This window comes from Brachybacterium sp. GCM10030252, from assembly GCF_042666535.1.
In the GTDB taxonomy this organism is placed as follows: domain Bacteria; phylum Actinomycetota; class Actinomycetes; order Actinomycetales; family Dermabacteraceae; genus Brachybacterium.
Map to the genome: position 1 here is coordinate 1 of NZ_JBHTDM010000011.1, position 19988 is coordinate 19988.

Here is a 19988-nt window from a genome sequence, read left to right on the forward strand (position 1 = left end):
CGACGGACGCAACATCACCACGGCCGAGAACTGGGCCGGCACCCCCCGCCTCGTCCTCGGCGACGGCTCCGCCTCCACCCACCAGCAGGACCAGGACTCCTGACCGTGCAGGCGAACCACCAAGCAGCACAGAGAGAACTCGACGCCGTGGACACGGCGGGAACGACAGGAGCATGAGTGTGGCGACCACGAACCTTCGGGCCGGACTGATCGGCCTGGGCATGATGGGACGCCATCACGCCCGCAACCTTCGATCGGTGGACGGCGTCGATCTCGTCGCCGTCGCCGATTCCTTCGGTGACCCGCACGGGGTAGCGGATGACCTGGAAGTCCTGCCGGACGTCGAGGCCCTGATCGCTGCCGGCATCGACTACGCCGTGGTCGCCGTGCCCACCCAGTTCCACCTCGACGTGGCACTGGCCCTCGCCGAGGCCAACGTGCACTGCATGATCGAGAAACCGCTCGCCTTCGACATCGGCGAGGCGGAGGAGATCGCCGGGGCCTTCGAGAAGGCCGGCCTGGTCGGCGCCGTCGGCTACATCGAGCGCTACAACCCGGCGCTGCAGGAGATGCGCAAGCGCATCGCGGATGGCCAGCTCGGAGAGATCTACCAGATCACCACCCGTCGGCAGGGCGCCTTCCCGGCGCGTATCCGGGACGTGGGCGTGGTCAAGGACCTAGCCACCCATGACCTTGATCTGACCGCCTGGGTCGCCGACTCGGAGTACGCCACAGTCGGCGCCACCTCCACACGGCGCAGCGGCCGCGACGACGAAGACATGGTCTCCATCGCCGGCCGCCTGGCCGACGACACGATCACCAACCATCTGGTGAACTGGCTGTCACCGTTGAAGGAGCGCATCACCGTGGTGACAGGGGAGAATGGTGCGCTGATCGGAGACACGATCAACGCCGACCTCACCTTCCACGCCAACGCCGAGACCTCCAACAACGAGTGGGAGTCGATCGCATCGTTCCGCGGAGTCAGCGAGGGCGACTCGATCCGCTACTCGCTGCAGCGCAAGGAGCCTCTGCGCACCGAGCACGAGGCCTTGCGCGACGCCATCAACGGCGACGTCTCGAACATCGTCACGATGCGTGAGGGTCTCCACACGGTCCGTGTCGTCGAGGCCGTGCTGGAATCCGCCCGGGACCAGAGCATGGTGGAGATCGCACCGTCCCGCTGAGGGATCGCGGCAGGTCATCGCCTACGCTGAGCCCCTGCCCGCGATGACGACAGCCATCCAGGAGAGCGATGCCGGAACGACCAGGAGATCACGGGCGGCGGCGTGCTGGCTGGGTGGCCGGCGCGCTGATGACCGTGCTGCTCGTGGTGGCCGTGGTCCTGCTGGTCTGGCATCCACCCGCTGACCTCTCGCTCCCGAACGCCCCCGCCCCGAGCGACACGTCGGCCCCCATGGACGACGATCCGGTGGTCGCGCGGCAGACGGCGTCACTCACCGTCCCCGAGTCCCTCCGACTGCCGGCCCGGTCCTTCGAGGCGGAAGCCGGCCAGACGTATCTGGTTCAGTTCCGTGCCGCGATGGAGAAGCCACCGGGCTCCCAGGGATCCGCGATGTACTTCGGGGCGAGCCTCGCCTGCGGAGGAGGCCCGGACGGTGGCACGCTGCGGTCCGTCGGGGGGACGCAGAACGTCCGTACGGGGGAGCGGGTCGTCATCACGAACCAGTTCCTGCTCAAGGTCGAGCACACCGGCACGCACTCCTGTCGCCTCTCCGTGAACTCCCCGAACGCCGAAGCGGCGGCCGCGGGCGTCACCGCCGAGGTGGACTCGGTCTGGTTGGCCCACCGCGTCGAAGGGGAGGCGTTCGAGGCATCGGCGGAGGAGCGCCTACCCAGAGTCGTCGCTCCCAGAGAACGGGCGGCGGTCTTCCGGTTTAAGCTGGATCACGAGGGAGATCCCGCGGTTCCCGAGCAGCTGCTGAGCACCGTGCACCTCACGGCTTGCACCATGGTCAACGGCTCCATCGAGGACGGGCAGGCATGGTGCGAGTCCGGGGAGACGGACGCCCGCGGCAGCTCCCTCGAGCTGACGTACCGCGAGGACGTGCTCCGCAGCGACGGCGAAGTCTGTTCCAGCCGGTTGCTCGCGTCGCACGACACGCAGATCGCGAGGCTCACCCACCATCAGGTCTTGGACACCATGCTCACTACGACCGATCCGCCCAGCAGCTGCGGCCCCACCGTGCGCTACGTGGTCGCGGTGGAGAACGACGGTCCGGCGCCCCTGGTCGTGCACCGGTCCAACACGACCTTGATGGTGCTCCCCAGGCAATAGACTTGATCACCGTCGGCAGAGCGGGAATCGGATCGGTGCAGCCGAGAGGGCGCTCTGCCTCAGCTGTCCTCGGAGCGCGCATCGTCCCCGAGGCCGGGACGCGTCGCGACAATGCGCGACACCTGATGAACTCGTACGGCAAGGAGTCGAAGCATGGGTTGGCGTGACTATCGCCTGGGGTTCATCGGTGCCTCCCGTCGGCACCGTTTCGCGGAGCCATCCACGGTCAGCGGATGGAACCGTGTGCTCGCCCCCGGCTTCAAGTTCTTCATCCATCCCGAGGCGCCACTGCACCGGATCGAGGATGCGGAAGGCCGAGTCCTCCTCGTCATCGGCGATGTGCTGGTCGCTCATGGCCGGCACCAGCTCGATGAGCTCCTGATCCGCGTCGCTGCCGGTGAGCGGGAACCCTTGGACGACCTGTCCGGTCGCTTCGCCCTGGCGGTGCTCGACGGGGACGAGGGTCGGATCATGCACGACCCGCTGGGGTCGCAGGCGCTCTTCCGAACCCTGGGGCCGGAGCCCGTCGTCTCCTCCCATTCATCGCTGATCGCCGCCTGTGACGGCCTGGCCGTCTCGCCACGCCTGACGCGGTACATGGCGACTGACGAGTACCGCGCGCGCACGACCCGGTTCCTTCCCGGAGACCTGTCCCTGTACGAGGAGATCGTCCACCTCGTTCCCAACAACGAGCTGGATCTCCGCACGGGACGAACGCATCGGTACTGGCCGCGGGAGAGCATCCCCCCCAGCTCGTTCGAAGACCTCGTCGAGGTCTGGGACGGGTACTTCCAGGCGTACGCCGGCTTCCTCCAGCGGCACTATCGCCCGGTCATCGGCCTGACCGGGGGCCTCGATTCCCGTGCGGTGATCGCCACGCTCCACAGCATGGGCGTGGATGCGCACTACATCACCTGGGACAAGATGCCGGAGGACGAGGCAGTGCGGATTCCTCGACTGGCCGGGCATCTGGGCGGCCGACATTCCTGGGTGTGCATGGACGAGCGTCCGACGGGGACGGAGATCGACGAGATCAGGCAGGCGGCACGATCTGCCACGGGACTCACTCGAGGAACTCCGCTGCTGCCCGCGCAGATCGCCCAGGTCGTCTCGTCCCGGGACCTCTTCGTCAAGGGGCTCGGCGGGGAGGTCATGCGGGGGCCGTTCAATTCGCGCGTGAAGGCGCATCTGCCCTCGGACGATCACGAGAGTCTTGCGTACGCCCTGTATGCCGGAAAGATCCGCCTCACGGCGGGAGCGGAGTATGCGAAGACGACGCGTGCCGCGATCCGGGGGTACCTGGAACGCGCGAACTATGGCGCCGATCTGCATGGCGCGGACGCCGGGGACCTCATCTACTGGGAGCAGCGCATGGGGACCTGGACCGCGATCCAGCACGCGGAGTTCTCCGTCGTCGTGAACTCTCATTCCGCGATGAACAGCCGGAAGCTCTTCAGCACCGCATGGGGCCTGCCGGACGAGGAGCGCTTCGGTCCCGCGCTGCTCCATCGGCTCATTGAGCGCTACGACTCCGAGCTCGCCGCCCTGTGATTCGACGCGGGCGGGTCGAGCCGGCTCACAGACCCCCATAGACGGTGCCGAGCATCGCCTGGTACTGCTCGTTCGAGAGGGAGCGGTGTCCGCTGCCCAGGTCGAACTCGAGGACCGATGCCCGATCCCGGTGACCCGATGTCGCGAGATCTTCGAGGAGCGGTTTCTCGTGCTTGGACACATGGAAGTCGTCGCCGGTGTTGGAGACGATGTACGTCCGGGGCACCTTGCCCGTCGCTCTCATGCGCTCGATCGCCGAGATGCGCCTCGTGAGGATCTTGGTCGTTGGGTCCTGCTTCCTGCCGAAGGCCGCCTCGTACACCGGGCGGATGAGGCGGGGCACATATTGCCGCAGGTCGGTCTGCGGGCTCATCGCCACGACGACGGCGTCATCGATGTGCGCTCCGACGTGAAGCGCGGCGAACCCGCCGCCGGAGTTCCCCACGAGGACGATGCTCGTCACCCCTAGCGCGGAGGCAGCCGTCGTGATCGTCTCGGCGATGATCGGTGCCATGTCGGTCTCCTCCGTGCCGAGATACCAGGCCAGGCGGAGATCGGCCGAGAGGTCCAGGGTCGGATCCGCGATGGACATGGTCGGACCGGCTCCCATCTCGGTCTGAAAGCGCCACCGCTGGAAGATCGGGAGCCGGGTGCGCCCGCGATCGATCGCTCCATGGAACAGGACGGTGAGGGTGTCCCCGTCGGCCGGATCGAGAGCGAAGGGCAGTGCCAATGGGCCCGCATCCCGTGTGTGGATCTTCGGCTCGTCGAGGTGATCGGCGAGATCCGGCGTCCCGGCATGGCCAGCCACGGGCAGCGGATAGAAGGTCGGGCGCCAGGAGGCCACTCCGTCCCAGTTGACCAGACCCGTACGGTGCCGCGGCACGTCCTTGGAGTGCGCGCTCCGGGAAGTGACCAGGAGGTCTGCGGCGCAGGCACGGACACCGAGGTCGACATCCGGGGTGAATCCGAGTTCGGCCGTCCTCTGCAGGAGCGCGTTCGCGCGATCCCACCGCCCGCCAGGCGTGGCCTCCCAGCCGGCGCGGCGGGCCTCCGTGATCAGTTCGAGCAGTTCCCTTCGCCGTTCCGGGACGAGGTGCGACGGCTTCTCTCCCACACGGGGAGCGGCTTGCGGGGCGGCGGGAGTGGTTCCGGCTTGGTCCGGGTCAGGGAGATCGAGCGGGAACTCGAGGCCGTCCTGTGAGACCTCGACGATCTCGCTGAGACGATGCGTCGTGACCCGCAGCAGGACTGCACCTCTCCGAGCACCGGGGAGCGTCTCGATCCTCGGGTGGTCTCCCTTGCCCGCGGCGATCACGGTGATGAACCGGAAGTGCGTGCCGTGCTTGCGGGCCAGCACGGCGGGAGCCGGCTTCTTCGTCTTCCATCCGGTCGCGACCCAACCGTCGAACGGTTCCATCCGGCCCCGCACCGTGGACAGGTCCGTGGCGGTGCCCGTGAAGCAGAGGGCGGCATGGTGACCTTCGGCGTCGAGGGCGACGTGATTGCGAGAGACCGTCGCGGTGACCTCATGACCGAGCTGCCAGCGCTGGACCCCGGTGATCTCGCCCGCCGACTGGAACGCGTCGATGACGACGAGATAGTCCCCGCTCACCGAATAGCTGACGTGCCGGCGCAACCTGACGCCGTCGTACCCGTCGTCATCGAACATCCAGTGGTGGAAACGCGGCTCGACCACGCGCTTCGTGAGCGTCACCGTCGATCCCGGGCGGCGCGGGAGCCCTTCGACGTAGGCGAGGCTGTGGGCGTCGTGGGAGAGGAAATGGCTGCGGGGAATGCTCTTCCCGTACTGATACTTCCCGGGATCGACGACCCAGTTGACGGTATCCGCACTGAAGGTGAGCGATCCACCGTCGGGGTGTCCGTGCACGCGGTCCGATCGCCCGAAGCTGACGGAGTAGAAAGTCTCCTCCTTGAAGGACTTCTCTGTCTCTCCCCATCCGCTGCGGGCGAAGAGGTAGCCGGCGTCGTACACCTTGACGAGATTCTCGGGGGGCTCGCCGAGGGCGCCTTCCGAGGACACGTAGTCGGTCACCGGCGTCCGGACAGGCCGGGGACTCCCGCCGTCGGTGTCTCCGATGGAGACGAAGGTCCCGTCCGGGCGCGTGGCATGAGCCAGTTCCTCCGGCGCCAGCTCCAGCCGTTCGGCGCCCGGAGGACGGGCGACGTCCTCCACGTCGAGCCGGCGGAAGACCTTCTCCCACCACAGCCGGTTGGCGTAGTGGTACGCGATGGCGCCCTCAGCGTTGACACCCTGCTCGTCGTACTGCTCGGTGAAGAGCTCCCCGAGTCGCGAGACGGCGAGGTTCGTCGCTGCGTCATCCCCGAGCATCCGGGCACACACGAAGAGCGCCTGGTGCTGATGCAACGCATGGTTCGAATGCCCGAGATGGGCCGGGTCGGAGAGCCAGGCGAGATGATCGGCGATCGCCCGTTCCAGCCACTCGAGATCCTCGGGGGAGCGGTCCCGGACCAGGGGAGCGGCGACGCAGAGCTGGAGCGCCCGGATCCCGTCGACCATGTCCTTCCAGGCGTACGGCGAGCGGGGCCGGTTCGAGGGGTTCTTCTCGACCCAGTCGCGGACGTACCGGATCCACATGTCGAAGGCCTCGGCATTCCCCGAGACGGCGGCGCGGCGCAGCGGATCCAGCCAGCGGAGCATGTGGTACTGGTGACGCCAGTTGTTGTCGTCGAAGGGGTCCGCGCGCCAGTCGATGATGGCCGGTAGCTTCCACGTGGGGTGCGGCGAGATCGTTACGGACCCGCCCAGGAGCTCAGCGACCGCCTCGGGACGGAATGCGTATCCGAATGCCTGCCGCTCGGAGACGGCGAAGTCGAGACTCATCGGGGTCGGGCCTCCGGGGATAGGCGAACCGCGCCCACGACGTCGTGGGCGGGGTCCAGGGTCGTCAGTCGGTTAGTTCGGCTCAGTCGGTCAGTTCGGCGTAGGCGTCTGCGATGATCGTGGCCAGCTGCTTCCAGTCGCGATGGGTCTCCACCCATTCACGGGACTGGGCGCCGATCGTACGGGTCAGCTCCTTGTCGTCGAGAAGCCGGGTGAGCTGCTCGATGAGCGACTCGGCGCTGCCCTTCTCGTGCAGGAAGCCGTTGAGCCCCGGCGTGATGATCTCATTCAGCGCCGCGACGTCGGAGGCCACGATGGCCTTGCCCATCGCCATGGCCTCGAAGGGCTTCAGTGGGGAGACCATCTCGCACACCGGCAGCGGCAGCCGCGGGAACGGCGTGATGTCGACGAGCGAGTAGTAGTTCTCGACCTCCTCGTGCGGCACGCGGCCGGTGAAGGTGATGACGTGGTCGAGCTCGTGCTCCTGCACCCACGCCGTGAAGCGTTCGAGCTCCGCGCCGTCGCCGACGATGAGGACATGGAAGTCCTCGCGGGTGCGGTTCAGGACCTCGGCGGCCTCGAGGATCAGTTCGATCCCCTCGTAGTCGAGCACCGAGCCCACGTAGCCGATCACGGTCTTGCCGGCCACGCCGAGCGCGGAGGCCAGCTCCTCGTCACGGGAGATCGGGGTGAAGCGGGAGGTGTCCACGCCGTTGGGCACCACGCGGATCTTCTCCGCGTCGACACCCCGGGAGATCATCTCCTCGCGCAGCGCCTCGGTGATGGTGAAGACCCTCGTCGCGCCCTTGGCGGCGTCGGCCTCCATGCGCGCGATGTACTGGAACATGTTGCTGCGTGCCCACTCGGGGTTCCGCGAGCCGCGCGTGACCTCCCAGAGCCCGCGCACCTCGTAGATCGAGGGAAGGCCCAGCTGGCGCGCCGTCTTCACAGCGGTGAGGCCGTTCCAGTGATTCGACGCCGCATGGAGGATCGCGGGCCGTTCGCGCTTCGCGAGGTCCAGTAGGGCTCCCGAATACCGCTCCGTGTAGTGGAACAGAGGGTTCTTCTTCTCGATCTCGCGGCTGCGCAGCAGGCGGCGGTAGTCGACGTTGCCGACCACTTCGTGCACGGGAACGTCGGGGATCTCGGCCTTGCCGGGCATGTCGTACGGGTATCCCAGGCGGGTCACACCGTCGACATCCCAGCCGATGTGGTTGAGCTCCGAGAGCAGCCCGTGAGTGCGGGTCGCGTAGCCCGCGGAGTTGTGCGGCAGGGAGTTGTGCAAGAGATAGAAGACCCGGTGCTGCTCGGCCTGGTACGCCGGGGTCTTTCGCATCGCGGGGAAGGGGAAGCCGGTCTTGCCGAGCTGGTAGTTGCTCACGGCATTGCGCTGCACCTCGTTATCGAGGTTCTTCGCCCAGGAGTCGTTCGGGACGAGCGTGCGGTAGGCCCGCAGGTACTCGATGAGCTGCTTCTGCTTGCCGGCGGCGCGGGCACGACGGATCGCTCGCCGCAGCGCGTTCATCGGCACCGCGCGCGGGTCGGCGTCCTTCAGCAGCGCGGAGGCCACCGTGCGGTTCCCCCGGGCGAGCGCCACGGTCAGGTGAGCGCGCAGGAGATCGTTCGCGCCGAGCCCGCGCCCCGCTGCGGCCAGGATCTCCTCGGAGAACGACTTCTCGGCATAGGCCGCGTTGAGGGCGAGAATCGCCTGGTTCACGGGATCGCTCGAAGCCGCGACAGCGTCCAGCGCCCGGTCGAGCTGATGTGGGATCGCGTAGTCCAGGGCGGCGCGATGCGCCTCCGGGTGGCCCGACAGATCCTCTTCCAGGCGGCGGAGCGCCCACGCGCTGCGGGCGGTGGGAAGGTCGAGCTCGCGGACCAGCTCGAGATAGAGCTCAAGGGCATCGATCTGTGCGCCGTTGCGGGCCAGGGCCAGCCCGAGCACCTCCTCGGCGGTGCTGCCGCGCGACTTCCGGATCAGGAAGCGCGCGTACTCGAGCATCACGGCGTCGTCGAAGCCGGAGGCCGCGGACGCCTCACGGAAAGCCGCGAGAGCGGTCTCGGGCCTGTCGGGGCGCTCGGCCGCCGCGCGGGCCTCGTTCAGGGCTTCCGCCGTACGGGTCTCGTTCACGGCGTCGGCCGCGTGAGCCTCCGACAGCGTGGCCGGCCCGGGCGCAGCTGTCGTCCCGCGGGCGGCGGCACGGAGTCGTCGGTACCTGTTCGAGATGCCCACGTTCACCGCCACAGCCCCTTGGTGTCGATGACGATCTTCTCCCGCAGGAGCTCGCGGCCGAGCTCCTTGAAGGGGTCGTGGTCCACCAGCAGGAGGACGATGTCGGCGCGCTCGAGGGCCGAGTCGAGATCGGCCAGCTCGACGTTGTCGCGCTCGGCCAGCTCCTTCGGGAGCTCCTCGACGTTGGGCTCGACCACGAGCACGGTGCCGTCGGTGAGCTTCTCGGCGAGATCGCCGACGATGGTGCGGCTGGGAGACTCGCGCAGGTCGTCGATGTTCGCCTTGAAGGCGATGCCGAGGGCGGCGACGGTGGGGTCCTTGAAGCGGTCCGCCTTCTCCAGGACCTTTTCGAGCACGAGCTGGGGCTTGGAGTCGTTGACCTCGCGAGCCGTGCGGATCAGGTTCGAGAACTCGCGGTCCGCCGAAACGATGAACCACGGGTCCACGGCGATACAGTGGCCGCCGACGCCCGGGCCGGGCTGGAGGATGTTCACGCGCGGGTGGTGGTTAGCGAGCTCGATGAGCTCCCACACGTCGATGCCCTGCCGGTCCGCGATGATCGACAGCTCGTTGGCGAAGGCGATGTTCACGTCGCGGAAGGCGTTCTCGGTCAGCTTCGCCATCTCCGCGGTGCGGGCGTCAGTGATGAGCAGGTCGCCCTTGCAGAAGCTCGCGTAGAGGTCACGGTTCAGCTCCGCGGCCTCCGGCGTCATGCCGCCGATGATGCGGTCGTTGTCGACCATCTCGATCATGATGCGGCCGGGCAGGACGCGCTCGGGGGCATGGGAGAAGTACAGGGAGCTGCGGAGGTTCGGCTCGAGGGTGAACTCGGGGCGGGCCTCGAGGATCACCTCGGCCATGCGCTCGGTCGCTCCGGGAGGGGCAGTCGACTCGAGCACGACCAGCTCACCGCCCGAGAGCTGGGGCGCGATGCCTCGGGCGGCGGCCTCGATGTAGGAGAGGTCGGCGTCGTGGTCACCGGTGAACGGGGTGGGGACCGAGACGATGTACGCGTCGGCCTCGGGGGTCTCGGTCTGGGCGGAGAGCTTGCCCTGGGCGACGACGCCCGCGACGACCGCCTCGAGCCCCTCCTCGACGAACGGCACCGTGCCGGCATTGATCGCGTCCACGTTGGCCTGCTTGACGTCGACGCCGATCACCGTCTTGCCGGCCTGGGCCAGCACCGCGGCGGTCGGCAGTCCGATGTAGCCGAGGCCGATCACGCTGACGGTGTCGAGGGGGACGTTCGGACTCATCAAGTTCTCCTGGGCGCGGGGACGGGGACGGGGACGTGGGGGACCCGAGGGCCTCGCTCACGGTATCGCCTCGACGTGTGACGAGGAACTAGGAGCGGCGTGGTTGTCGGCCAGGCAACACTTGATGGTTCGTGGACGGTCGGAGTGGTCGTCACCACGGTCGGGGGCGTGCTCGCGGTCACGAGACGGGCGCGTCGGCCCCGCCTCCGTCCGACGGCGCGGGCGACGGCGCGTCGGCCGCATCGAGCTTCAGCATCGTGACCGTCCCCGGGTCGCTCGGCACCGTGAGTGGCTGCGAGCGGGCAAGCGGGGCGCCGGCGAATTCCCCCGTGACGGGCACGGGATCCGCCAGCCGGCTGCGCGTCGCGTCGAGCGATTCGCCGGAGAGGCGGGACCCGAGCGTGAGCTCCCATCCGTTCGGGGCGATGGCCTCGGCGCCCTCCGGCGCGCTGATCTCGACCGGTCGTGTCATGTATGCACCGTTTGACGGATCTCGCAGGTCGACGATCATGATCGCCAGTTCGCCGTCGTCCCCCAGGACGGCGTGCACGGAGACCAGCCCGTCACCGCTGACCGTCGGCCTCAGCACCGTGCCCTCGGGGAGCCCGCCGAGCATCATGAGCGCCAGATAGCTCGTGCGGCCCTGGACGATCTTTCCCGGCTCCTCGAGGGTCCCGCGGGCGCAGATCGGGCTCATCGGGGCACCACCCTCGCAGGCCTTCAACGTCGAGTGGAAGGCGGTGCGCTCCACCCCGAGCTCGGCGAGCGTCATCGCGTAGTCCACGGTCCACAGTGCTTGGGCGTGGGTGCGGGAGGTGTCGTTGGCGCCAGGACACGAGGTCGGGCCGGTCTCCTCCATCCACAGCGGCAGGCCGTGCTGCTCTGCGACCTCGGCGCCCATCCCGACGATGCTGCGGGCGCGCTCGCGGATCGCGGGGGAGGTGAGATCCTCGACGGTGGGGTTCGCGATGGAGGACGCCGGCCCCTCGCAGTTCCACAGCGGGTACCAGTGCAGGCTCAGGGCCCGCTGGTTCGGGATGCCGGACTCCGCGAACGCGCGCCACCACGGCGCGTCGTAGGCGCCGGGTCCGGCGACCGGCAGACCCGGGGCCGCCGTCTCGAGGGCCGCGGAGTACTCGGTGAGCGAGCGCTGGTACGTCTCCGGGGTCCACGTCGCGTCGCGGACCGCGAGTTGGGGCTGGTTCGCGTGGAAGAACCCGTTGGGCTCGTTGCCGATCGCGACCGCCAGCAGGCGGTCCCCGAACGCCTTCTGGGCGTGGGCGGCCATGTCGGCTGCGCGCGCGGGGTCGTCGTGCCCGAGATCGAGGTCGATCGTCACGGTCGCGTCGACGTCTTCGGCGACCGCGGCGACGCGCTCGAGGTCTTCCGGGGTGACGGTCGCCTGGGCCCATTCCGGGGCGGGCTCGTCGGAGGAGGTCCACCACACGTGCCGGTCGATGCCGTTACCCCCGAAGCGCAGGGCAGGACTGCCCAGTTCGTCCAGGGTCAGGGCGAGGTTTGAGTCCTCCGAGTCCCACATCGGGGAGGCCAGCTCGCGGGCGTCGAAGCTGAGGCCGACGGTTCCGCCCGTGCGGGCGGCGCCGTCCTCGAGCACCAGCCGCGTCGAGACCGCGCTGCCCTGGGCGTCGGCCGGGTCTGTCATCGTGAATCCGCCAGGGGAGGGGTCGTGACCGGGGAGGAACAGGGTCTCGGAGTCCGGCGGCTGCGGGGCGGTCGTCGCTGTGCTTCCGGGGTCTGACGACGGCAGCGTCGGGCGCAGGGCGAGGGCACCGATCACCAGGAGGAGGACGACGACGAGGGCCCCGGCCCCGCTCATGAGCCAACGGCGTCGAGTCATCTCGTCCCTTCCCCTGGTGCGCGGTGAGCCAGCCCCGCCCCGGGGCACGACCACCAAGGATGGCAGAGCCGGAGACCGAGACGGCCTCGAGTGAGCGATTCGCCTCTACTGCCGGTGTGAGGGGAAGGGCGGTCGTCTCAGGATCGGTGACCTATTCGTGGCGCAACGAGACGCGAGCCGGGCGGCGATCAGCGAGAATGCTCGTGTGGCAACAGAGCTGTTGAACGCGTCCCGGATGAACCGTGGCACGCTGCCGCCGGGTGCCGACGCTGATCACTTCATCTCCGCGCGGCACGCGGGCCTGTGGCACATCGACTCGGCCGTCGCCGAGTCCGTGATCGGGCTGCCTGCCGACGCCTCCGGGCAGCAGGGAGAATTCCTGGTCCTTCAGAGCACCACCGGCATGCAGATGTTCTTTCCGTACGGCTGCGACGGCGCCTCGTGCGGATACGTCCGCAAGCTGCTGGACGCTGTGACCGACGAGTGGAGCGAATGGTCGCCGTGGGAGCCGACCAGCGGAGACGACTTCACTGCCGTGGCGCAGCACGAGATCCGGCGCGCCCAGTTCACCAGCTCGATGGGAGGACCGATCAGCACCGGCGGCCGTGCCGCGGTGGCCCTCCGCTGTGACCACGGGTGCACTGGCTTCGCCGCCAAGGTGCTGCCCGCCGTTCGGGCCCGTGGCATCAAGGTCGCCCAGGCGTACAACCCCCGCAACTGGCACCGTGCTGAGAACGAAGGTGTGACCGCTGATGACCTGAACGGGTGGGTCGCCGCCGGCGACGTGGAGATCATCAACCACTCGGCGAATCACCTGCCCGCCGACACGCAGGCCGCGCTGTTCGATCAGATTGTGAACGGCCTCGCCGAGATCGAGGCCGAGGTCCCCGCTGCCGCCGGCACGGTGTGGGGATTCGCCCCGCCCGGCGTGTCCTCCGGCAACTATGGCGGGTTCAATGACGGGCGCACCCCGAAGCGCTGGGGCACCTACGCGGGGCGCCTGATCCTCCAGCACCACGCGATCGGATTCGGTTATCTGGCAGGCACCTCGCAGCGCGTCATCGACGGCACCCCGCGCGACGGACAGGGGCACGTCACGATGAACCGGCAGAGCGTCGCCGGCCTGAAGGCATCGATCGACCAGGCGATCACCAATCGGACGGGCCTGCAGCTAATGCTGCACCCCTCCCAGCTCGACGCGACAGGGAACCTTTCGACGGCGCAGTTCCTTGAGGTTCTCGACTACATCGCCGCCATGCGCGACGCCGGCCTGCTGGTCACTCTCTCACCGTACGAGATGCTGCTCGCCGACTCGACGTAGGTCGGCCTCTGCGAGCGGACGTTGGTGCCGCCGTTCTCGGAGACCGCTCCCTGGCGGGTCATGCACAAACTGGCGAGAGCACCGCTCGTCGGGGAGCCCGAGGCCGGGAGACCTCAAACCATCACATGGGCGTCGTTGCGCCCGAACCACGCCACATCGCCGGTCGCCAGCAGCTCCCGGTCGCTCGCGGACCACGCGTGGCCACCCACCTCGCCGTGGCGCATCTGGGTGAAGTTGAAGCGGTCCGCGGAGTAGACGCGGCCACCCGCCGCGACGACGGCCTCGAGGAAACCGGTGTCCTCCCCACGGGAGACGTCCGCGAAGGGGTGGGTCACGAAGACGTCGCGGCCGGCGGTGACCGTCGGTCCCATCACCCGGTCGGTGAAGCGATGCTCCATCCAGGGAAAGCGCAGCAGCGTCGCATCGGTCCCGGCCAGATACATGTAGTGGGCGTGCTTGCCCACCACGTCGGCCCCGGAGAACTCGCGCGCCCGCAGCAGATCGTGCAGGTAGAACTGGCCGTAGAGGTCGTCGTCGTCCATCTTGGCCACGACCTCCCCGTCGGCCCGCTCGATCGCGGCGTTCAGGCACGCGCCGAGGCTCCAACTGCCGGGGGCCTCGAGGACCACCACGTTCTCGACGCCGAGCTCCCGCGTCCGCTCGGCGGTCGCAGCGGGGGACGCGAAGCCGTGGGTGACCAGCAGCAGCTGACGCTCCACGCCCGCTTGCCCGGCCACCTGGGAGACGAGATGTTCGAGCTGCTCGGGCCGGTTGGTCGCGGCCATGACGCTCACAGTCGGCAGACCCGCCCCGCCGGGCAATCCAATCTTCCCGGCCCTCCCCCCGAGGCCGACGGTATCGAGCACCTGGCGGGCGCGGTGGGTGTATGTGTGCTCATGCCAGACGCGGCGCTGGGCGAGGTGCACGGTGCGGTCGCGCAGCTCGGGGGAGCGCACCAGCGCCCGCACCACCTGCGCGGCCTCCTCCCGTTCGCTGACCACGGGGACCTCGTCCTCGGTGAAGAACTCGCCGATGGCGGGGGAGGGCGCCGAGACCACGGGCGTGCCGGAGGCGGTGATCTCGAAGATCCGGCGGGCGCACATCGACGGGCTCGTGGTCACGGAGTTCACGTTGAGGAACACCTTGTACGCCTTGTAGGCGGTGAGCATCCGGTCGTAGCTGAGGGATCCCACGACGCGGTCGGCCAGCGCGCCGGGAAACTGGTAGCGCTCGTCGTCGCCGAGGAAACGGGAGAAGATCTCCAGGCCCTTGCCCATCCGCGCCGAGGCGTCCAGCGCCCCGCCGAGCAGCATGTCCATCTGCTCGCGGCGCTCGGGGAACTTGTGCGCGAAGTACATGCCGGCGAAGGCGACGTCGCGCGCCTGGTGGCCGTGCTTGAGGCGGATCGGGTTGTGCACCGCGGACTGCGCCGCGAACGGCAGCACCGCGACCCGGTCATGGCCCAGCTCCTGCCGGTAGCGCGGCAGGAGCGTCACGTCGGTGGTGAAGACCTGATCGAACAGCTTCGCGGTGGGCAGGAAGTCCTCGAAGTGCGGCGGATCCTCCTTGTTCCAGAAGACCGTGGGGATGGCGTGCTCCCGGCAGTGGTCCACGAGCTCGCGCAGCGGCTGGGTCGGGGCCTTCGAACCGGTGAGCTGGTACTGCCAGAGGTCCCGGTTGCCGTGCCAGGCGGACTCCACCAGCAGCAGGTCCACGGGAGTTTCGGAGAGCTGCTCACGCCACCGCTGCGGGGTGACGGCGACCGTCTCGAACTCGTGGCTCCAGGCGAGCATCGAGAAGTCGTCGAGAATCACCGCGGCACGCAGGCCGGCCAGGTGCGGGGCGCGCTCCGGGAGCTTCAGGGGTGGGAAGGACAGGCGCCCTTCACCGTCGAAGCTCCCCACGCCATCCCCCACTCCGTAGGTGACGGTGCGCCGACGCTGCTGCCACGTGCGCAGCTGGCTGATCCCGCCCTTTCGCAGATGCCACAGGCCGGTGCGGATGGTCTGCAGACGGGACGGGGACTGCGCGGGCATGGGCACCTCTGGGTTGGGGAGCGGACGGACGGGCGTCTCATGGTCCCACGGTGACCTGCCTCGCAAAGCGTAGGCGGGCGGTCGGGATGGGCTGTCGGGAGCGCCACAGGGCGGGGGTTGGTCGGGGGGCGGCCGGAAGTGGCGGCGGTACCCTGGCGTCTGCTCCGGCCAGGCCGGGGCGTCAGAAGACGCGGGAGGAGAACCGTGACCCAGCAGCCGGCCGACAGAACGCCCGTGCGCGTCACCGTGTACGGCAGCTGTGTCGCGCGCGATTCCGTGGACCTCGCCGGGCACGGCCGCCTCGCGGTCATCGACTACATCGCCCGCCAGTCACTCCTCTCGGCCGGCCACGACCTCTCCGCCAAATTCCCGGCCGATGCGCACGTCGCCCACCGGTTCCAGAAGCGGATGATGGCCGCCGACTTCGCCGGTGACGTCGAGGCCCGCCTCAGGAGCGTCCGCGGCCGCACCGACATCCTGCTGTGGGACCTCACGGACGAGCGGCACGGGGTGCACGTGTTCGACGACGGCACCGTGGTCACCCGCAGCATCGATCTGATCGCCGTGCCGGAGGCGCTCGCCGTGGTCGAGGACGCCCGCCACATCGCCTTCGGGACGGATGAGCACTTCGCGGCGTGGGCCGAGCGTGCCGATGAGTTCCGCAGGAACTTGCGCTCGATGGGTCTGTTCGGACGGACCGTCGTGCTGCACGTGCCGTGGGCGCGGACCACCGTCGCCGGACAGCCGACGCCGGCCAGCATGGGGACCAGCGCCGACGAGGCGAACGAGGCGTACCGCCGCTACTACGACCACCTGCGCAACATCGGCTTCTCCATGCTCGAGTTCCCCGAGGACAAGGTGCTCGCCGATCCCGAGCACCGCTGGGGGCTGGCACCTTTCCACTACACGCAGGATGTGTACGAGGAGATCGTCGACAGGCTGCTCGCACAGCTCGGCCGCGGCGAGTCGACGTCTGGTGCGACCGCGGAGGACGGCGTGGCGGCGAGCGGTCCTGCTGCCGGGTCAGCGCCGGCTGAGGATGAGTCAGATGGCGGCAGGCACGACGCGAACCCGTCGGCTGCGTCATCGAGCGACGCGGATAACGAAGAATAGGTTTCCCGCGAGATCAGGACCGCTCGAATAGCTCGGACGGCCCTGTCGCGGTCCGAGCCCATCCCATCGAATCGCTGCCGGAGCGCCGCCATGGCGTCCCGCTTGACGGGATTGAACGGCCGATACGTGCCGTCTCACCAGCACGTGGAGATGCCTTTCCAGTACGCCCGCATGACAGCCTCGCGACGCCGTCCTAGACGTCTTCCTCCGCGCTGCCTCTCCCGCGCGGCCGGAGCCGATCGCCGATCCCGTGGGAGACTCCGCCGCGCGCGGAGCGAGCCCGTTCCACCGTGCTGCCGCCGAACCGCTGGGCGGCATCGACGCCGGCGCCGCCGGTCTGCTTCACCCCGTCGCGGAGCTCGCCGGCGGCATCGATCCACCGCCGCGCCGTGACGGCCTCATGATCGGCATCGATCCGAGATGACCTCGGAACTGGATCACACCGCCAGAGACTGCGTTGCTCGAACGCACCACCGATTTCGCCGAACTGGGATGCAGAAGCACCTTCGAGTTCGCCGTGGAGGCAGCGGACTCCGCACGCTCCACCGCCCGTACCGTGCACGAGGCGATCTCCTCCACCGGTGCTGGCGCGCCGCTCGCAGGACAAGACGGTGGCTCTCCATGTCCTCCGGCGTTGTCTCCAGCACCCGGTCGAACTCGAGGACATCCTTCACGTCGAGCAGCTGGAAGGCGCGCGCGAGCACCGCGAGCCATTCGCGGCTCTCGGGCGCGCCAGGACCTCACGCGGAGGTGCGATCTTTACCGCCGCTCCCAGTGCCAAGGCTCGTTCCTCGCCTGCCAGGAGGTCTGCCCGAAACCGTAGCGGGAGGCGTTGGCGACCAACCACCGGTGGGTGACATCCCCGCGGGTGACCTGGATATCCACCGCGCCCCGGCGGGCATCGCCGTGCGGCGAGGTGCCCGCGAAGGCGGCGGTGGGCCGGCCCAGCGCCACCAGCAGCTGGATCTGCCGGTCGATCGGACGGTAGGCGTCGTTGAGGGTGAACGTGCGGCCCGTGGCGGCGGTGAAGGCGCGCTGCATCGCGGTGAATGCGGCGGCGGCCTGGTTCGGCAGCGTCCAGTTCGGAGCGATCACCGTCAGCTGGTTCGCGGCCAGCCGCCCGTTGCTGCCGTCGAAGCGCTGATTGGGGACCGACATGATCCTCGCCCACGTGCGCATGTCGACGATGCCGGTGGCCGGCAGGCCCTGCTCACGCTGGTAGCGCATCACGGCCGCGCGGGTCTGGGGGCCGAACTTCCCGTCGGGCGTGGCGCCGACCTTCACCTGGACCGCGTACACGTCATCACCGCGGGCGCCGCTGGCCAGGGTGCGGTAGCTGATGCGGGTCCCGCCCGAGACGGTGGTCGGCGGGGGCGTGTCCCGGAAGGTGGGGGAGGTGAGCTGGCCGCCCTTGAAGCTCTGGTAGGTGATGCCGGAGCTGCCGGTGCGCTGGTTGCCGATCGGTGCGCCGAGGTAGCTGCGGATGCCGCCGAGGGACCGGTAGTTGTCGTACATCGCTCCGGTGACGACGAACGTGAACCCGTCGGTGGAGTAGATCCCGCCCTCGGCGAACTGCAGGGCGGTGCTGCCCGCCGCGGAGATCTGCGGGGTGATGGGCATGCCGAAGGCGGCCTGCCCGCCCCGGGCGTCGTAGACCCGCTTCGCCTCACCGCGGATGATCACGGCGGAGTTCGACGACGGGGAGTACAGCACCGAACCGCCGGCGAAATCCTGCCGCAGCCCGGAGCCGTAGCGGTACTGGCACCCGGAGGGCTTGCCGATCAGTGATCTGCCGCCGTGCGAGGCCCAATGCGTGCCGGTGGGGCCGCTGGTCAGGCCGCGCTGGGAATCCGGGCCCAGCACGACCAGGCGGTGCATCATCACCGCCATCGCGTCACGGTGGATGCCGTCCTGCGGGCGGAAGCTGCCGTCGGACCAGCCGGTGGTGACGCCGTTGGCGTAGCCCCAGGCCATCGCCCCGTAGTGCTGTGTTCGCGGGGTGACGTCCGTGAACGGTGAGCGGGACGGGGCAGGCACGCCTCCGCCGAAGGAGCGCTGCATCATCGCCAGGGCGGCGTCGCGGTCGATCGAGTCCAGCGGGCGGAAGGTGCCGTCGGACCACCCGGTGGTGATCCCCTGCTCGGCGGCCCAGGAGATCTCGCGGTAGTACATGTTGTCCGTGCCGACGTCGACGAAGCGGCTGCGCTGAGGAGCCACGTACCTCGTGGGGGCGTGGACGCGGTAGATCATCGCCACGAACGCGTCGCGATTGATGTCCTCGAGCGGGCGGTACGTGCCGTCGGGCCACCCGGTCGCGTAGCCCTCGCGTTGCATCCACAGGATCTCGTCGGCATACATCATCCCGGCCGGCACGTCCGTGAACCCGCGGCGCGAGCTGGTCGCGGTGGCGCTGAAGACTCGCTGCTGCTCGACGAGCATCGAGGCGGGCAGTGCGCCCGGCCCGTCCAGGAGCAGGTCGCCGACAGCCTCGGGGGCGTCGGCGGCGTCCGCGGCGGCGTCATCGATGGTGTCGGTGTCGCTCTGCGCCCCCTCATCCTCGACGTCCGCCACGAGCTCCTCGGCAGGGTTCTCGTCCTCGCCGTCTGTCGTGGGGTTTTCGCCGGCGTTCTCCGTCTCGGCGTCGGCCGCGGGGTCTTCGTCGGCGTTCTCGAGCTCCGCCGCGAGGTCCCCGTCGGCATTGTCGTGCCGCGGATCCGCGGGGTCGACCGGGGCGGTAGCGGAGTCCGCGCCGGCGGCGGGGACGGTGTCGTTCTCCTCGCCCTCTGGGGACTGGGCCGGAACGTCCTGGCCGGTCTCATCCGCAGTGCCGGCCGGAGCGTCCTGGTCGGTCTCGCTCTCAGAATCCCGCGGGAGCGCCTGATCAGCCTCGCCCGAGGCGTCCTCCGGCGGAGCCTGGCCGGACTCTTCTGCGGCGACCTGCGGGGCAGCCTGACCGGCTTCGCTCGGCGGCACCTCGTCGGCTCGTGCCGCGGCCTGGCCGTCGGTGTCCGCGGCTGCGTGCTCGTCGGCAGACGCCGTCTGCTCGTCCTCGCTCTTATCCGTCGGGCTCGGCGGGGCAGGCGGGATGTCCTGGGCGTCGGCTGCGCTCGCCGGGACCTCGGGCGGTGCCTCGCTCGGGGTGGCCGGGGCGTCGTGGGCTTCGGTCGGGGCGTGCTGCGCCTCCGGCGCGGCGACGGTGTCAGCAGCGACGGAGGGCGCGGGCGGGGATGCCTCCTCGGCGTGGGCGACACCGGCGGTGATGGTCAGCCCGGCGAAGGCCAGAGCGGTCCAGCCGACGACACGAACGGGGCGGAGACGGAAGATCTGGGCAGGGGAGGCCAGAGGCATAAGGGCATCATTCCGAGATGGGCGCAGCGCACCGAGGTGGGGGAGGGGCCGGGGCGCCACAGGGGGCCAGCCGACAGAACGAACAGTAATGGCCCCGTCCGCCCGCC

General features: G+C 69.3%; 12 protein-coding genes. 6 read left to right on the top strand and 6 right to left on the bottom strand.

Translation table 11 applies throughout. From position 1 onward, the window contains the following. Positions 1 to 179 precede the first annotated feature (179 nt). From ACFQRJ_RS11635 to ACFQRJ_RS11645, 3 genes are all read left to right on the top strand, one after another. Entirely contained in the window at positions 180 to 1187 is a 1008-nt protein-coding gene (locus ACFQRJ_RS11635) for a Gfo/Idh/MocA family protein (RefSeq protein ID WP_377019273.1), read from the top strand. A gap of 68 nt (positions 1188 to 1255) precedes the next feature. Next, on the top strand, positions 1256 to 2299 hold the full coding sequence (locus tag ACFQRJ_RS11640) for a hypothetical protein (RefSeq protein ID WP_377019274.1): 1044 nt from the start codon (positions 1256 to 1258) through the stop codon (positions 2297 to 2299). Positions 2300 to 2452: 153 nt separating this feature from the next. Further along, on the top strand, positions 2453 to 3850 hold the full coding sequence (locus ACFQRJ_RS11645) for a hypothetical protein (RefSeq protein WP_377019275.1): 1398 nt from the start codon (positions 2453 to 2455) through the stop codon (positions 3848 to 3850). 25 nt (positions 3851 to 3875) lie between these two features. Here the strand turns inward: ACFQRJ_RS11645 and ACFQRJ_RS11650 are convergent, their stop codons facing one another. The 4 genes from ACFQRJ_RS11650 to ACFQRJ_RS11665 all read right to left on the bottom strand — a co-directional run bounded on the left by ACFQRJ_RS11650 (position 3876) and on the right by ACFQRJ_RS11665 (position 12063). Beyond that, on the bottom strand, positions 3876 to 6716 hold the full coding sequence (locus ACFQRJ_RS11650) for a heparinase II/III family protein (protein ID WP_377019277.1): 2841 nt from the start codon (positions 6714 to 6716) through the stop codon (positions 3876 to 3878). Between the two features lie 82 nt (positions 6717 to 6798). Beyond that, the gene (locus ACFQRJ_RS11655; RefSeq protein WP_377019278.1) at positions 6799 to 8847 is read right to left on the bottom strand and encodes a glycosyltransferase; all 2049 of its coding nucleotides are present in this window, start codon (positions 8845 to 8847) and stop codon (positions 6799 to 6801) included. Between the two features lie 104 nt (positions 8848 to 8951). Then, positions 8952 to 10205, bottom strand: a complete 1254-nt coding sequence (gene wecC, locus ACFQRJ_RS11660; RefSeq protein ID WP_377019279.1) for a UDP-N-acetyl-D-mannosamine dehydrogenase — start codon at positions 10203 to 10205, stop codon at positions 8952 to 8954. A gap of 178 nt (positions 10206 to 10383) precedes the next feature. After that, positions 10384 to 12063: a hypothetical protein gene (locus ACFQRJ_RS11665; protein WP_377019280.1), complete on the bottom strand. Its 1680-nt coding sequence runs from the start codon at positions 12061 to 12063 to the stop codon at positions 10384 to 10386. A gap of 205 nt (positions 12064 to 12268) precedes the next feature. On the opposite strand from ACFQRJ_RS11665, the gene ACFQRJ_RS11670 reads away from it, so the two are divergent. After that, complete coding sequence (locus ACFQRJ_RS11670) at positions 12269 to 13384, top strand: hypothetical protein (protein ID WP_377019282.1); 1116 nt, start codon at positions 12269 to 12271, stop codon at positions 13382 to 13384. Between the two features lie 113 nt (positions 13385 to 13497). Here ACFQRJ_RS11670 and ACFQRJ_RS11675 read toward each other — a convergent pair whose 3' ends face one another. Further along, on the bottom strand, positions 13498 to 15420 hold the full coding sequence (locus ACFQRJ_RS11675; protein WP_377019283.1) for a glycosyltransferase: 1923 nt from the start codon (positions 15418 to 15420) through the stop codon (positions 13498 to 13500). A 204-nt stretch (positions 15421 to 15624) separates the two neighbouring features. On the opposite strand from ACFQRJ_RS11675, the gene ACFQRJ_RS11680 reads away from it, so the two are divergent. Together ACFQRJ_RS11680 and ACFQRJ_RS11685 are read left to right on the top strand one after the other, a co-directional pair. Next, complete coding sequence (locus ACFQRJ_RS11680; protein ID WP_377019284.1) at positions 15625 to 16533, top strand: DUF6270 domain-containing protein; 909 nt, start codon at positions 15625 to 15627, stop codon at positions 16531 to 16533. A gap of 250 nt (positions 16534 to 16783) precedes the next feature. Then, on the top strand, positions 16784 to 16957 hold the full coding sequence (locus ACFQRJ_RS11685; protein ID WP_377019286.1) for a hypothetical protein: 174 nt from the start codon (positions 16784 to 16786) through the stop codon (positions 16955 to 16957). 335 nt (positions 16958 to 17292) lie between these two features. On the opposite strand, the gene ACFQRJ_RS11690 is transcribed toward ACFQRJ_RS11685, so the two are convergent. Beyond that, a complete protein-coding gene (locus tag ACFQRJ_RS11690) occupies positions 17293 to 19881 on the bottom strand; it encodes an S-layer homology domain-containing protein (RefSeq protein ID WP_377019287.1) in 2589 nt (862 codons plus the stop codon). Positions 19882 to 19988 lie beyond the last annotated feature (107 nt).

What these genes read in the sequence shown, in the direction of transcription:
- ACFQRJ_RS11640 (WP_377019274.1), top strand. Translation starts at nt 1,256, where the DNA reads ATGCCGGAACGACCAGGAGATCACGGGCGGCGGCGTGCTGGCTGGGTG.
- ACFQRJ_RS11645 (WP_377019275.1), top strand. Translation starts at nt 2,453, where the DNA reads ATGGGTTGGCGTGACTATCGCCTGGGGTTCATCGGTGCCTCCCGTCGG.
- ACFQRJ_RS11650 (WP_377019277.1), bottom strand. Translation starts at nt 6,716, where the DNA reads ATGAGTCTCGACTTCGCCGTCTCCGAGCGGCAGGCATTCGGATACGCA.
- wecC (WP_377019279.1), bottom strand. Translation starts at nt 10,205, where the DNA reads ATGAGTCCGAACGTCCCCCTCGACACCGTCAGCGTGATCGGCCTCGGC.
- ACFQRJ_RS11665 (WP_377019280.1), bottom strand. Translation starts at nt 12,063, where the DNA reads ATGACTCGACGCCGTTGGCTCATGAGCGGGGCCGGGGCCCTCGTCGTC.
- ACFQRJ_RS11675 (WP_377019283.1), bottom strand. Translation starts at nt 15,420, where the DNA reads ATGCCCGCGCAGTCCCCGTCCCGTCTGCAGACCATCCGCACCGGCCTG.
- ACFQRJ_RS11690 (WP_377019287.1), bottom strand. Translation starts at nt 19,881, where the DNA reads ATGCCTCTGGCCTCCCCTGCCCAGATCTTCCGTCTCCGCCCCGTTCGT.